This window comes from Xanthomonas sp. AC360, assembly GCF_979258225.1.
The window spans coordinates 507,990-520,141 of the sequence record NZ_OZ409846.1; the positions used below are offsets into that span (position 1 = coordinate 507,990).

14 protein-coding genes are annotated in these 12,152 nt (G+C 63.1%); 7 read left to right on the plus strand and 7 right to left on the minus strand.

Features of this window, described 5'->3' with window-relative positions; translation table 11 throughout:
* Positions 1–30: 30 nt before the first annotated feature.
* Both ACZZ0O_RS02125 and ACZZ0O_RS02130 read right to left on the minus strand, forming a co-directional pair.
* On the minus strand, positions 31–789 hold the full coding sequence (locus ACZZ0O_RS02125; RefSeq protein ID WP_463592084.1) for a DUF2884 family protein: 759 nt from the start codon (positions 787–789) through the stop codon (positions 31–33).
* Positions 790–974: 185 nt separating this feature from the next.
* The gene (locus ACZZ0O_RS02130; protein ID WP_463592085.1) at positions 975–1,535 is read right to left on the minus strand and encodes a DNA-deoxyinosine glycosylase; all 561 of its coding nucleotides are present in this window, start codon (positions 1,533–1,535) and stop codon (positions 975–977) included.
* Positions 1,536–1,679: 144 nt separating this feature from the next.
* Between ACZZ0O_RS02130 and ACZZ0O_RS02135 the strand changes: the two genes are divergently transcribed.
* From ACZZ0O_RS02135 to ACZZ0O_RS02145, 3 genes are all read left to right on the plus strand, one after another.
* Positions 1,680–2,351 (plus strand): OmpW/AlkL family protein, encoded by a 672-nt coding sequence (locus ACZZ0O_RS02135; RefSeq protein ID WP_055847974.1) that lies wholly within the window; start codon positions 1,680–1,682, stop codon positions 2,349–2,351.
* 161 nt (positions 2,352–2,512) lie between these two features.
* Complete coding sequence (locus tag ACZZ0O_RS02140; protein WP_463592086.1) at positions 2,513–3,118, plus strand: hypothetical protein; 606 nt, start codon at positions 2,513–2,515, stop codon at positions 3,116–3,118.
* Positions 3,102–3,677 (plus strand): hypothetical protein, encoded by a 576-nt coding sequence (locus tag ACZZ0O_RS02145; RefSeq protein ID WP_463592087.1) that lies wholly within the window; start codon positions 3,102–3,104, stop codon positions 3,675–3,677. The genes ACZZ0O_RS02140 and ACZZ0O_RS02145 overlap by 17 nt, the downstream gene beginning before the upstream one ends.
* 193 nt (positions 3,678–3,870) lie before the next feature.
* Here the strand turns inward: ACZZ0O_RS02145 and ACZZ0O_RS02150 are convergent, their stop codons facing one another.
* From ACZZ0O_RS02150 to ACZZ0O_RS02170, 5 genes are all read right to left on the minus strand, one after another.
* Positions 3,871–4,428, minus strand: coding sequence for a DUF1453 domain-containing protein (locus tag ACZZ0O_RS02150; RefSeq protein ID WP_463592088.1), 558 nt, complete (start codon positions 4,426–4,428; stop codon positions 3,871–3,873).
* 163 nt (positions 4,429–4,591) lie between these two features.
* Positions 4,592–5,392, minus strand: coding sequence for a MetQ/NlpA family ABC transporter substrate-binding protein (locus ACZZ0O_RS02155; RefSeq protein WP_463592089.1), 801 nt, complete (start codon positions 5,390–5,392; stop codon positions 4,592–4,594).
* Between the two features lie 217 nt (positions 5,393–5,609).
* A complete protein-coding gene (locus ACZZ0O_RS02160) occupies positions 5,610–6,302 on the minus strand; it encodes a methionine ABC transporter permease (RefSeq protein ID WP_193552510.1) in 693 nt (230 codons plus the stop codon).
* Between the two features lie 2 nt (positions 6,303–6,304).
* Positions 6,305–7,312, minus strand: coding sequence for a methionine ABC transporter ATP-binding protein (locus ACZZ0O_RS02165; protein WP_055847963.1), 1,008 nt, complete (start codon positions 7,310–7,312; stop codon positions 6,305–6,307).
* Between the two features lie 142 nt (positions 7,313–7,454).
* Entirely contained in the window at positions 7,455–8,351 is an 897-nt protein-coding gene (locus ACZZ0O_RS02170) for a DMT family transporter (RefSeq protein WP_463592090.1), read from the minus strand.
* A gap of 106 nt (positions 8,352–8,457) precedes the next feature.
* On the opposite strand from ACZZ0O_RS02170, the gene ACZZ0O_RS02175 reads away from it, so the two are divergent.
* The 4 genes from ACZZ0O_RS02175 (at position 8,458) to ACZZ0O_RS02190 (ending at position 12,116) form a co-directional block, all read left to right on the plus strand.
* The gene (locus ACZZ0O_RS02175; RefSeq protein WP_055847960.1) at positions 8,458–8,943 is read left to right on the plus strand and encodes a YajQ family cyclic di-GMP-binding protein; all 486 of its coding nucleotides are present in this window, start codon (positions 8,458–8,460) and stop codon (positions 8,941–8,943) included.
* 144 nt (positions 8,944–9,087) lie between these two features.
* Positions 9,088–9,549 (plus strand): hypothetical protein, encoded by a 462-nt coding sequence (locus ACZZ0O_RS02180; protein WP_463592091.1) that lies wholly within the window; start codon positions 9,088–9,090, stop codon positions 9,547–9,549.
* Complete coding sequence (locus ACZZ0O_RS02185; protein WP_463592092.1) at positions 9,542–11,281, plus strand: ATP-binding response regulator; 1,740 nt, start codon at positions 9,542–9,544, stop codon at positions 11,279–11,281. Before ACZZ0O_RS02180 ends, ACZZ0O_RS02185 begins: the two co-directional genes overlap by 8 nt.
* On the plus strand, positions 11,259–12,116 hold the full coding sequence (locus ACZZ0O_RS02190; RefSeq protein ID WP_463592093.1) for an alpha/beta hydrolase: 858 nt from the start codon (positions 11,259–11,261) through the stop codon (positions 12,114–12,116). Before ACZZ0O_RS02185 ends, ACZZ0O_RS02190 begins: the two co-directional genes overlap by 23 nt.
* Positions 12,117–12,152: the final 36 nt, after the last annotated feature.

Here is a 12,152-nt window from a genome sequence, read left to right on the forward strand (position 1 = left end):
GATGCAGCGTCCGCGCACGCAGGTGCATGCTTATTTCGAGGCGCGTCGATCCACCTGCAACAGTTGCAGTGGCGCGCCTGAGGGCAAACGATACGCCAGCGCATTGTCCAGCCCATCCAGCGCTTCGAGGCGGTCACACAAGCGCTGCGCACGCGGGCGTAATGCACGCGCCTGCGGCTCGACCAGACGCTCGATGCGCGCTTCCAGCCCATCGAGCGAACGCAGCTGCATGTCGTTGCCGGTGAGCCCGGACTGCACCGCACCGGCGATCACATCGCCGATCAACTGCGGCAACACCTCGGCGACCAGCGCGCCGATGTCGTCGTCGATATTCACGGGCGTGAGCTGGCTTTTGCTGAAGCTCTGCTTCAAGCGCAGATCGATCTTTTCGCGCACGCTGGCCAGTTGCGCGCGGGTCGCCTCGGGACTGCGGCTGAACCCGGCCGCCACTTCGCCGAGCGCGGTGACCGCGATGTCGGCGGCCTCGCGCCCGACCTCCTGCGCCAGCGGCACCACCTCACGGGTCTGCCGCTCGAACTGGATCAGGCGGGCACGGTCGTCGGCACTCAGCGTCACCCAGCGATCGTCGACGAACAACGCGCCCTGGCGCATCACCAGGCGCTGCGGCGTCCCGGCGCTACGAATCAGGATGAGGCTGCGCGGATTGAGCGTGAGGTCGTAATCGCTACTGACATCGCACTGCATCTCGTCGGCAAGCGCCACATCCGCTGCAGTGAGCATGCCCAGTGCGAGCGTTGCCGCCATCGTCATTGCATGTCTGATCGTCATCGCGGTGCTCCTTCATGTGCTGCCTGCACTGTGCGGCCACGCGCTGCGGGCTGCCTGTGCCGGACGCTGGCATGACTTATGGCGGCAGCTGGCGACATGCTGGTTGCATGCACACGCGCTGACGGGCGCGCATTGCGCAGACACGCATCATCGTCGGCGATTCATTGACGTGGGCCAGGGCCGCATCACCCCAACGCTTCGCGCACCGGTTGCCATGCGGCGCACAAACGCGGCAACGACCAGGCGGCGTTGGCCGGACTGGTGGACGGCAAGGCCAGCAGCGGTACATTGCGCGCGTCCTGCGACAACAGCGGCTGTACATGGCGATGCCAGGCCTGCGCCGCCGCGGCGCCATTGCAGGCCACCATGCGCAGCTGCGGCAAACCTGCCAGCAACGCAGGCAGCGGATTGACCACCACACTGTCTGCGACGATCGCAGCGTCCAGGCTGCCGCGACGCGCGCATTGGCCGATCACATCCCATAACCCGACACCCTGTGCGTTCAACGCCTGCATGCGCGCGGCATACGTCGCGGCAGCATCAATACCCAAGAGGGCATGCATCACTGGCCAGAACCGATTGCGTGGATGCGCGTAATAGCGGCCGGCCTCCAACGAGGCGATACCTGGCATCGAGCCGAGTACCAAGACACGGCAATCGTTAGGAATGTGCGCTGGCAAGCCGTCACGCACGGCGTTTTTCGTCACGGCAATCGCATCTGCGTGAATGTCTTTTTCAGCTTGCATGTCGCAACCACGGCCTTCTTGGGAAAGTTCCTGAACAAACGAAATTTTAGCGAGTCGCAGGTGGGCGTGGATTCAGATTTTCAGGAATAGCTTTGGCGCGGCCCACTCCACGGGCCTAACAAAAATTATGCGAGGAGACCCCCAATGCGTGCCATTTCCATCCTGAGCCTGGCTGCTGTATCCGCACTTGCGATTGCACCGTCCGCGTTCGCGCAGGACACCACCTATACCGGCGATACCTCCTCGACTTCCACCAGTGCTGAGAGCGCGTCCGGCAAGCATTGGGCAGTGGTCGGCGGCGTCGCCTTGATCAAGCCGAAGAACGATCCGGCTCCGGGCCTGGACGTCGATGGCGGCCCGGCACCGACGCTGAGCGCCAGCTACTACATCAACGACAACTGGGCTGTTGAAGTGTGGGGCGCTGCCGACAAGTTCAATCACCGCGTCAACGCCGATGGCGTGGGCAAGGTGGGCACCGTCGAGCAGCAGCCGATCGCCATCAGCGGCCAGTACCACTTCGGCCAGGCCGACAATGTGTTCCGTCCGTTCGTGGGCGTGGGCTACTACGAGTCGAACTTCAGCAACGAGAAGATCGATGCGGCGTCGACCACCGGTCAGCACGTGGGCCTGGATACCGCCAAGGGCGTGATCGGCACCGTCGGTGTTGACATGAACATCAACTCCACCTGGTTTGCACGTGCCGACGCCCGCTACATGCGTTCGCGTCCGGAACTGCGTGTCGGCGGCCAGGGCACCGGCAGCGAGCTGGAACTGGATCCGTGGACCGTTGGCTTCGGTGTCGGCGCGCGCTTCTAAGCACACCGATTGACTAAGCACCTCACCGAACAGGCCCGCAAGGGCCTGTTTTTTTGATCCAAACCTCAGTTCGAAGGGAATTTTACGTCTAGGATTTCGTTGCGGGGGGGATAGATCGCGTAGAAATCAGCGCGACTTCTTCAATTAAATATGGAGATACCATGAGCATAAGATGCCATGCAGCAGCGATATTTCTTCTTGCACTCGTTTCCTTTGGAGCTCAGGCTCAGACAACCGTCCCTACCACAGGACTTGGAACCTGCATTGACTTTATAACTTCCCAATCAACGACACTTACCGGACAAATAAACAGCAGCACCACTTTCAAGATCGCTTACGGCTCGGCCAGCTATACGGACATGCCCAATAAAGTTGTATATATCCGAAATTATAGCTGCGCGAGTCAAGATATGCCGGGCATGTATTTTACAGTCTCAGCCCTAGCCCATGAATTTGGTCATGTGAAATTCAATTATTCGTTCACCAAAACGACTCGGCAAGCATATATAGATGAAGCATGTAAGATGGAAGGACTTGCCGTAACAAATAACATAGTTGCAAGGAATGAAATATGGAGTTCCACTCAAAATAGCATAGACATTAAACTTGCAGCATCAAATCCCGACCAGCTTTTCGGGGCTTACTCTGCTGGAGGACCTAATGTCGCATCAAACGTTGGAAAATCCTTCTGCGCGAACAACGTAACCTCAACCACAGGACAGAACTATAACGTATATTATGGAGAGCAGTATGACAAACTTCCTTAACAGACCATCATATTCCCGCCTTACAATAATGCTACTTGCTGCCCTGATTGCACCTTCATTATATGCAACTAAAATGACAGCAGCGACAGCAGCGGATGCTGCTCGTACGTTTGAACTAGCCGAAGAAATTTCGAGAAATCTCAAAAAATCACCCTCTGAATTTATTAATTCATGGCCTGGAGCCAGAATTTCGACGCCGAATCTGAAAAACGAAGGGACGTATAAAGTTAGCGGAGGAATATTAAAAATAGGCGACCATCTGACTGCCGAGAACTCTTCCATATCAATATCAGCCGATAAAAAAAATATTGAATCAGTCCTACTCAGCCTGGAAGGTTCCTGCGTCTCTCGCCAGGACTTTAAAAGCCGCTACCCGAATTATCTGATTTCAAATATTCCGAGAGGACAGAGTAATTCAGAAACATTAACTTTGGCCGTCGTTAAAAACCATGAGAAGATGGAGTTCTCGTTCCCGGAAACCTCTCCAGATTGCCTAAGTGCCATCCGCATAGCACCAGCAGACGCGCAGATGCTCAAAGCTGCGGAAGCATTTAATTAATTAGGCATACTTGAAATTGTTACTGCTAGCACCGAGAGGGCTGGCAGTAACAATGGTTACACCTTAATACTACTCATCCTGACCGGATAAATGGTACCTAGTGAGACACAATCTGAGCACTTCTTGAAAGTCGAGGTTTGTAGAAACGCCAGTTATTTCGGGATTGTGAGTTGGTAAGGCTTCAATTTAAGGATCACCGCCAGTAGACGCTGCCGCGCAGGTGCGCGCTGCGCCAGCGCCACCACAGCAAGGTGGCATAGGCGAGCGCATAGCCGAGCAATACGCCGGCCGCGCCCAACAGGCTGGCGTGACTGAGCCACCCTTCCGAGGGCCAGGCAGCACCCTGCCAGGTGCTGCGCCACCCCTGCACCATGCCGGCGATCACGCGTGCCGCCACCAGCGCGGTCAAGGCCAGCACCAGCCACAGATTGGGCCGGTAGAACAGCCCCTGCTGGGTGCGCTCGAAGCGGGTCAGACGCAGTGCCAGCAGCCCCAGCGCCAGCCCGCAGGCCCAGCCGAAGGTGGCATGGCTGATCGCGCCGGGCCAGAACGCGGCGGCGATCAACACGAAGATCACGAACAACACGGTGGAAAGGCCGGCCGAGACCAGATTGATCATCAACAGCCAGCCGCGTGCCTGCCGCCGCGCGGTACCGACACGAAAGCGCTGCACCAGCGACAACGGCAACAGCACCGCGAACACCGCCAGGGCGATGATCACGGCCAGCGGTATGGCGAGGAGAAGTGGCATCACATGCTCGTTGGCGGCGAAGGGTGGTTGGCAACACGTAACGAGCGGTCGTCCGGTAAACGTGGACGGCGCGCAGCAAACAGCATGTCCGCGGGGTGCATGCCGATGCCAAGCATCGACCACACCAGCCTGGCGGTGAGCGCAGTAGGTTTGATCGCCGCTCTTAGAACGCCGGCAGGACCGCGCCCTTGTACTTCTGTTCGATAAAGGCCTTCACTTCCGGGCTGGTCAATGCCTTGGCCAGTTTCTGCACGCGCGGGTCGTCCTTGTTGTCTGCACGTGCCACCAGGAAGTTCACGTACGGCGACTCCTTGCTTTCGATCGCCAGCGCGTCGCGGGTGGGGTTGAGCCCTGCATCGAGCGCGTAGTTGGTGTTGATCAGGGCCAGATCGACCTGATCCAGCACACGCGGCAACATCGCCGAGTCGAGCTCGCGGAATTTCAGCTGCTTGGGGTTGTCGACGATGTCGCGCTGGGTAGACAGCGCGTTGCTCGGGTCCTTGAGTTTGATCACCCCGGCCTTGTCGAGCAGGATCAGCGCGCGGCTGTTGTTGCTCGGGTCGTTGGGGATCACCACGTCGGCGCCGCTCGGCAGATCGGCCAGCGCCTTGAAGCGGCGCGAATACGCACCGAAGGGCTCGATATGCACGCCGACCACGGTCACCAGCTGGCTTTTGCGGTCGCGGTTGTAGGCGTCCAGATAGGGCTCGGTCTGGAAATAATTGACGTCGATCTGCTTCTGCACAACCTGGTCGTTGGGCTGTACGTAGTCGTTGAACACGCGCACGTCCAGCTTCACGCCTTGCTTGGCCAGCAGCGGTTCGACCACTTCCAGGATTTCGGCGTGCGGCACGGCGGTGGCGGCCACGGTGAGGGTGTCGCCACCGCTGCCGCCACCACCGCCGCAGGACGCCAATGCCAGCGTGGCCGCAGCAAGAAGGGAACGAAACGCAAATGTGCTCATGAAAGGGTCCGTGGGAGGAGGAATGCGGACGGGCCGCAGGCGTTAAACCTAGCAGACCGCAGGTGCAGCGGCGATGCGGCGGCCCGCACGGGCTGTGCCTGCAAGACAAACACCGGGGCGATGCCAGCGCATCCGCCTGCAGCCCGCAGCAGCGATAGACGCCGCAGCGGCATGCAGCGTCGCATCCACCGAGGCAGCGTGCGGCGACGCGACTGGCTCAGCGGCGGCTGTAGCGGGCCACCAAACGGTCGCCCAGCATCTGCAGCAGCTGCACCAGCACCAGCAAGGCGATGACGGTGATCAACGCGACGTCCGCATGCGAGCGCATATAGCCCTCGCGGTAGGCCACATCGCCCAGGCCGCCGGAACCGATCGCCCCGCCCATGGCGGTGAAGCCGATCAACGCGATGGTGGTGACAGTGGCGCCTGCGATCAGGCCGGGGCGCGCTTCGGGCAACAGCACCCACAGCACCAGCTGGCGGGTGGTGGCGCCCATCGCCTGGCTGGCTTCGATAATGCCGCGGTCCACCTCGCGTAATGCGGTCTCCACCAGGCGCGCATAGAACGGCGCGGCGCCCACCACCAGCGGCAGGATCGCGCCGCGCACGCCGAGCGAGGTGCCCATCAACGCCAGGGTGAGCGGAATCATCGCAATCATCAGGATGATGAAGGGCACCGAGCGCAGCAGGTTGATCACCAGAGCCAGCGCGCCGTACAGCACCGGGCGACGGCGCAGCTGCGGGGCGCCGCACAGGAACAGCGCAACCCCCAGCGGCAGGCCGATCAGCAAGGTCAGCGGCAGCGCGCCGGCCAGCATCAGCAAGGTGTCCAGGGTCGCCTGCCCGATGTCGCCCCACTTGGCGGCATCGAGATTGCGGAAAAAGCCGCCAGCGGCGGCGATCGGCAGCAGGTTCATACGCGCAGGTCCTCTACGTGCACGCCGGCGGCGACGAAGCCGGCGCGCGCTGCATTCTGGTCGCCACCGGTCAGGGCGACGATGAGCTGGCCATACGGCGTGTCCTTGATGCGGTCCACGCGCCCGGACAGGATGTTGTAGTCCACCCCGGTCTCGCGGGCGATGCGGCCCAGCACCGGTTCATAGGTGCCGTTACCCAGGAAGGTCAGCCGCACCACACGTCCGCCGACGGCGGCGAAATCGCGGTGCAGCTCGGCCTCGTCCACGTGCTCGGCTTCGGACACGAAGCGCCGCGTAGTGGCATGTTTGGGATGCAGGAAGACTTCGGTGACCGGGCCGGTTTCCACCAGTTTGCCGGCGTCCAGCACTGCCACGCGGTCGCAGACGCGGCGGATCACGTCCATCTCGTGGGTGATCAGCACGATGGTCAGGCCCAGCTCGCGGTTGATCTGCGCCAGCAGTTGCAGCACCGAGGCGGTGGTCTGCGGGTCCAGCGCGCTGGTGGCCTCGTCGCACAGCAGGATCTGCGGGCGGGTGGCCAGCGCACGCGCAATGCCCACGCGCTGCTTCTGGCCGCCGGACAGCTGCGCCGGATACTTGTTGGCGTGCTCCTGCAGACCGACCCGCGCCAGCAGCTCGGCCACCCGCGCATCGATCTCGGCGCGCGCAGTGCCGGCCAGTTCCAGCGGAAAGGCGACATTGCCGGCCACGGTGCGCGAGGACAGCAGGTTGAAGTGCTGGAAGATCATGCCGATGCGCCGGCGCAAGCCGCGCAGGCCCTGGCTATCCAGCGCGGTGACGTCTTCCTCGCCGATCAGCAATCGCCCACCGCTAGGCTCTTCCAGCCGGTTGATCAGCCGGATCAGCGTGGATTTTCCGGCACCGGAATGGCCGATGATGCCGAACACCTCGCCGGGGCCGATCCGCAGATCGAGCGGGTGCAACGCCACGATCTGGCGACCGTCGACGGAGTAAGACTTGTGCAGGCCCTGAAACTGGATCACCGCGGGTGGCCGATTGGGGGGTCGTGAAGCCTACCAGTCAATGTTTACGGCCGTCATTCCATTCGGTTCTATGGTTCGGGATTGGGGAGGCGTAACAGCGCAGCGCTCTTGCCCTTGCGAATCCCGAATCCCTAATCCCCACTCACGGCCGTTCAAGCGGCAACGGGCGATCGGTCTGGCGAATCCGCTCCCGGCGCAGCAGATACAGCCCGCTGGCGACGATGATGCCGGCGCCGGTCCAGGTCCAGCCGTCGGGCAAGGTCTGCCACAGCAGCCAGTCCCAGCCGATCACCCAGACCAAGCCGGTGTATTCCAGCGGCGCGATCATCGAGGCCTCGCCGCGCAGGAACGCCTGGGTCAGCGCAATCTGCCCCAGCGCGCCGGCCAGGCCCATGCCGGCGATCAGCCAGCCGTGGCTGGCCCGCAGCGCCACCCAGTCGGGGATGGCCAGCACCCCGGCGCCGATCGCCATGAACAGCAAAAACCACACCACCATAGCCTGCGGCGTATCGGTGCGGGTCAGCAGGCTCACCGTGACCGCGGCGATGGCGTAGGCAGTGGCCGCCAGCAGCACCATTAAGCCAGGCAGCGAGACCAAGCCGCCCACGCCCGGGCGCAGCACCACGATGACCCCAACCAGGCCGATACCGATCGCCGTCCAGCGCCGCGGCCCCACATGCTCGCCCAGCAGCGGCACCGACAAGGCGGCCACCAGCAACGGCGCCACAAAGTAGATGGTGTAGGCGGTGGACAGCGGCATGCGCTTCAGGCCGTAGACGAAACAGCCGATCATCACCATGCCCAAGGCCCCGCGCAGCAGATGCAGGCCCCAGCGCACCGGCACGATGGCACGCGGCCCGGCAGTGGCGAACACCCACACCAGCACGAACGGCAGCGACGCGGCACCGCGCAACAGCGTCACCTGCAACGGCGGGTACTGCGCAGCCAGCAGCTTCATCGCCGCATCCATCAGCGAGAAGCAGGCCACGGCGGCGACCATCCAGGCGATGGCGGGGAGCGGAGAACGGGTGCTGGGCATGGGCGCATTATCGCCGTCGCAGCGCGCCGACCGCCATGCGTCGATGACGGCCATCGCGGCACGATGGCCTAGAATGGCGGCTGTTTTCAGCCAACAGGAGCTTTGCATGCCTTCCTTCGACGTGGTGTCCGAAGTCGACAAGCACGAACTGACCAATGCGATAGACCAGGCCAACCGTGAACTGGACACGCGTTTCGACTTCAAGGGCGTGGAAGCCAAGTTCGAACTGGAAGACGGCAAGGTGATCAACCAGTCCGCCCCCAGCGACTTCCAGCTCAAGCAGATGACCGACATCCTGCGGGCGCGGCTGTTGGCGCGCAGCATCGATGTGCGCTGCCTGGACTTTGGCGATGTGGAAACCAATCTGGCCGGCGCGCGGCAGAAGGTCACCGTCAAGCAGGGCCTCGAGCAGAAGCAGGCCAAGCAGCTGGTGGCCAAGCTCAAGGAAGCCAAGCTCAAGGTCGAAGCGCAGATCAACGGCGACAAGCTGCGCGTCACCGGCAAGAAGCGCGACGACTTGCAGGACGCGATGGCGCTGCTGAGAAAGGCCGATTTCGAGCAGCCGCTGCAGTTCGACAACTTTCGCGACTGAGCGTGGTTGAGCGATGCCGGTGAGTGCGGTGACCGACGCGCACCTGCAGACATCTGCAGGTGCTGCGCAGTGGGGCAACCGAGGCCTGCGGCATCCCTGCATGGATCACCATCGCCGCAACGGGCTGCAGGGCTAGCGGCCCCGATGCGCTCGCTGCTCACCCGCTTGTTGCATCGCCTGCACGTCCGGCAGGCAAACGCGTCTGCCGCAGGCGGTGTGCAGGCGACCAAGATCCACGCGCAACCGCAGATCGAAAGCGGCTCGACGCTGCACACCATCGCCGGCTTCGATCCGGTGGCTGCAGCGGCCTTTGCCGACGCCTTTGCGGTGGAGATCGAACACGCCATTACGCGCTGCACGCTTGGCGCTGCCGACACCAGCCAGGCGCAGGCGCTGGAACAGATCCATTCGTTGAAGAACACCATCTCGCTGACCGGCTCCCAGCAGTTGCTCAAGGCCTGCGATCAGCTGCGCGGCGAGGTGGAGCGCGACGCGTTGAGCGACACGCTTGCGCACCGCTTCACCGCCGTGGCCACTGCTGCAGGTCTACTGGTCAAGCGCTACCGGCGCACCCTTCCCATCGACGACGCGGACCCTCATGCGTAGCACTCCCAACCACGCAGCGACCGGCCTGATTCTGGCGGCCAGGCAGTTGCGCAACGACAGACTCGTGCGGTTGTTCGAGTCGTTTCTGGAATACCGCGCCTGCGTCGGCCGCGTGATCGTGCAGACCATGGTGACCCTGTGGTGCCTGGGCTGGCTGTACGGCCCACAGCCGGTGCTGGTCAAGGATGCGCACAACGTCTTCCCCACCGCAGTGACCGTGTGGGTCGTCTCGGTGGCGTGGATGGTGCTGGTGCGCCGCCGGATCATCCCGCCGGGTGAGTGGCTGGATGCGATGGGCTTTGCGATGAGCCTGTTGTTCATCGGCATCCAGACCACACTGGCCTTCATCCTGTTGATGTCGTTGAACGCGTTTCTGCCGTTCATCACCATCGCTGCGGTGGCGCGCTATGGGCAACGCGCCACCTTCCCGGTGCTGCTCAGCACCTTCGTGCTGATGCTGTTGACCGCACCCAGCGGCTACTGGCTGTCGCGGCCGGCGTATTTTGTGTATGCGGTGGCGCTCAGCATGGTATTGCCGCTGCTGGTGGCGCGCATCGTGCTTGCGATGCAGGAAGTGGCGCTGCAGGCGCTGGCCTCGCGCGATGCGCAAAGCCGCTTCATCAGCACCATGAACCATGAGCTGCGCACGCCGTTGAATGCGGTCATCAATTGCGCGCAGCTGATCGATACCGACGGCATGCCAGCCGAACAGCGCGACCTGATGCAGGCGGTGACGGTCAATGCGACCGCGCTGCGCCACCGCGTCAATGAAGTGCTGGACGTGGCCAGCATCGACGGTGGGCGGCTGCAGCTGCAGAGCAAGCCACTGAGCATGCTGGACGTGCTGACCACCGTCAAAGCGGTCTGCGCGACCGCCGCATCCACCAAGGGCGTGTCGCTGAGCGTGCGCATGGAGGCACCGGAGACGCCTCATGTGCTGGGCGACGAGGGCCGCATCGAGCAGGTCATCAGCAACCTGGTCATCAATGCGATCAAGTTCACCCCGGCCGGTGGTGCGGTCGAATTGCTGATCGAAGCCACGCAGCTACAGCAGCGCTGGTCGATCGCCGCGACGATCACCGACACCGGCATCGGTGTGCCCGACGACAAGAAGGCCTACATCTTTACGCCGTTCACCCAGCTCAGCACCGGATTCAGCCGTGCCGAGGGCGGCGTCGGACTGGGGTTGTATATCGCCTTGTCGGTGTCCGATGCGATGCACGGCAGCCTGACGGTGAGCGACAACCCCGCCGGTGGCAGCATCTTCCGCTGGATCTTCGAGCTGCCCGTAGCCGCGGCCGACAGCAACCGCACGCTCGGCCTGCGCGATGCGCTGGCGCACCACGCGCAGACCGTACCACCGCTGCATTGCCTGGTCTTCGAGGACATGGACACCAATCGCCTGGTGATCGGCAATCTGCTGACGCGCGCCGGGCATCGGGTGAGCTTCCATGTCGATGGCACCGATGCGGTACAGCGCATTGCCCAGGCCGCGCCGGATCTGGTGTTTCTCGATCTGCACATGCCCGGCACCTCCGGCTGGGATGCATTGGGCCAGGCCCGCGATGCGATTGCTGCGCTGCCGCCAATCATCGTATTGACCGCCGATACGCGCGCAGATTCGATACGCGAAGCGGCAGTCGCCGGCGTGGCAGGTTATCTATCCAAGCCGATCAATGCCCATGAACTGCTCGCACTGCTGGCCCACCATGCACACCAACGACAGCACTGAGTTGAAGCCCGGCAATGCGGCGCGCATGCATTGGCGCAGCGCTGCCCAGACACGCACCGCCGTGGCGATGCTGTTCCTGCATGGGTTTTCTGCAAGCCCGGGCGAGGCTGGCGCGCTGCCCGAACAGATGGCCGATGCGCTGGGCGCCAACGGCTACGTGCACCGCTGGCCCGGCCACGGAGACAGTGCAGCCGATGCGATGCAGGGGCTGACGACGGCGGCGCTGCAACGCTCTGCGCTGGAGGCGCTGACGCAGGCGCGGCGGATGGGCGAGCGTGTGGCGATTGTCGGCTCATCAATGGGCGGCACCTTGGCGCTCTGGCTTGCGGCGCAGCATCCCGAGCAGGTTGCGACGGTAGTGGCATGGTCGCCCGGCATCCAGCCGGTCAATGCGGGCTTGCTCGATCGGCTTTGCGACGCCGATGCGCCGATTGCCGACCCGTACCCGCGCAGCGCTGAGGAACTGGCGTATTGGTCGGACACCATCCACCCGGACGGCTTTCGTAGCTTGCGCGACCTGTTCGACGCACTCGCCGCCGCGCCGCCGTGGCCACAGGTGCGCTGCCCGGTGCTGCTGGGCTATTACCGCGCGCCCAATGGCGACGAAGATCAGATTGCCTCGGTGCCGGCGATGCTGGCCATGTTCGAAGCGCTGGGCACGGCTGCCCCGCTCAAGCAGGCGATCGCCTTCGACAGCGGCGCGCATGCCATCGGGTCGCCGCACAAGACGCCGCTGGCCGAGTACGTCGCCCAGGTATCGGTGGAGTTCTTGCGCTCGCATGTCGGTGCGCACGTTGGCGAGGCGCCGCGCAGCGACGACAGCGACACACGCTGATTGCGCGTGCGCGGCAGCATGGCGCCGGGCAGCATC

Bases quoted from the DNA above. Each gene is read 5' to 3' on its own strand.
- ACZZ0O_RS02125 (WP_463592084.1), bottom strand. From the start codon at position 789: ATGACGATCAGACATGCAATGACGATGGCGGCAACGCTCGCACTGGGC.
- ACZZ0O_RS02130 (WP_463592085.1), bottom strand. From the start codon at position 1,535: ATGCAAGCTGAAAAAGACATTCACGCAGATGCGATTGCCGTGACGAAA.
- ACZZ0O_RS02135 (WP_055847974.1), top strand. From the start codon at position 1,680: ATGCGTGCCATTTCCATCCTGAGCCTGGCTGCTGTATCCGCACTTGCG.
- ACZZ0O_RS02140 (WP_463592086.1), top strand. From the start codon at position 2,513: ATGAGCATAAGATGCCATGCAGCAGCGATATTTCTTCTTGCACTCGTT.
- ACZZ0O_RS02145 (WP_463592087.1), top strand. From the start codon at position 3,102: ATGACAAACTTCCTTAACAGACCATCATATTCCCGCCTTACAATAATG.
- ACZZ0O_RS02150 (WP_463592088.1), bottom strand. From the start codon at position 4,428: ATGCCACTTCTCCTCGCCATACCGCTGGCCGTGATCATCGCCCTGGCG.
- ACZZ0O_RS02155 (WP_463592089.1), bottom strand. From the start codon at position 5,392: ATGAGCACATTTGCGTTTCGTTCCCTTCTTGCTGCGGCCACGCTGGCA.
- ACZZ0O_RS02170 (WP_463592090.1), bottom strand. From the start codon at position 8,351: ATGCCCAGCACCCGTTCTCCGCTCCCCGCCATCGCCTGGATGGTCGCC.
- ACZZ0O_RS02175 (WP_055847960.1), top strand. From the start codon at position 8,458: ATGCCTTCCTTCGACGTGGTGTCCGAAGTCGACAAGCACGAACTGACC.
- ACZZ0O_RS02180 (WP_463592091.1), top strand. From the start codon at position 9,088: ATGCGCTCGCTGCTCACCCGCTTGTTGCATCGCCTGCACGTCCGGCAG.
- ACZZ0O_RS02185 (WP_463592092.1), top strand. From the start codon at position 9,542: ATGCGTAGCACTCCCAACCACGCAGCGACCGGCCTGATTCTGGCGGCC.
- ACZZ0O_RS02190 (WP_463592093.1), top strand. From the start codon at position 11,259: ATGCACACCAACGACAGCACTGAGTTGAAGCCCGGCAATGCGGCGCGC.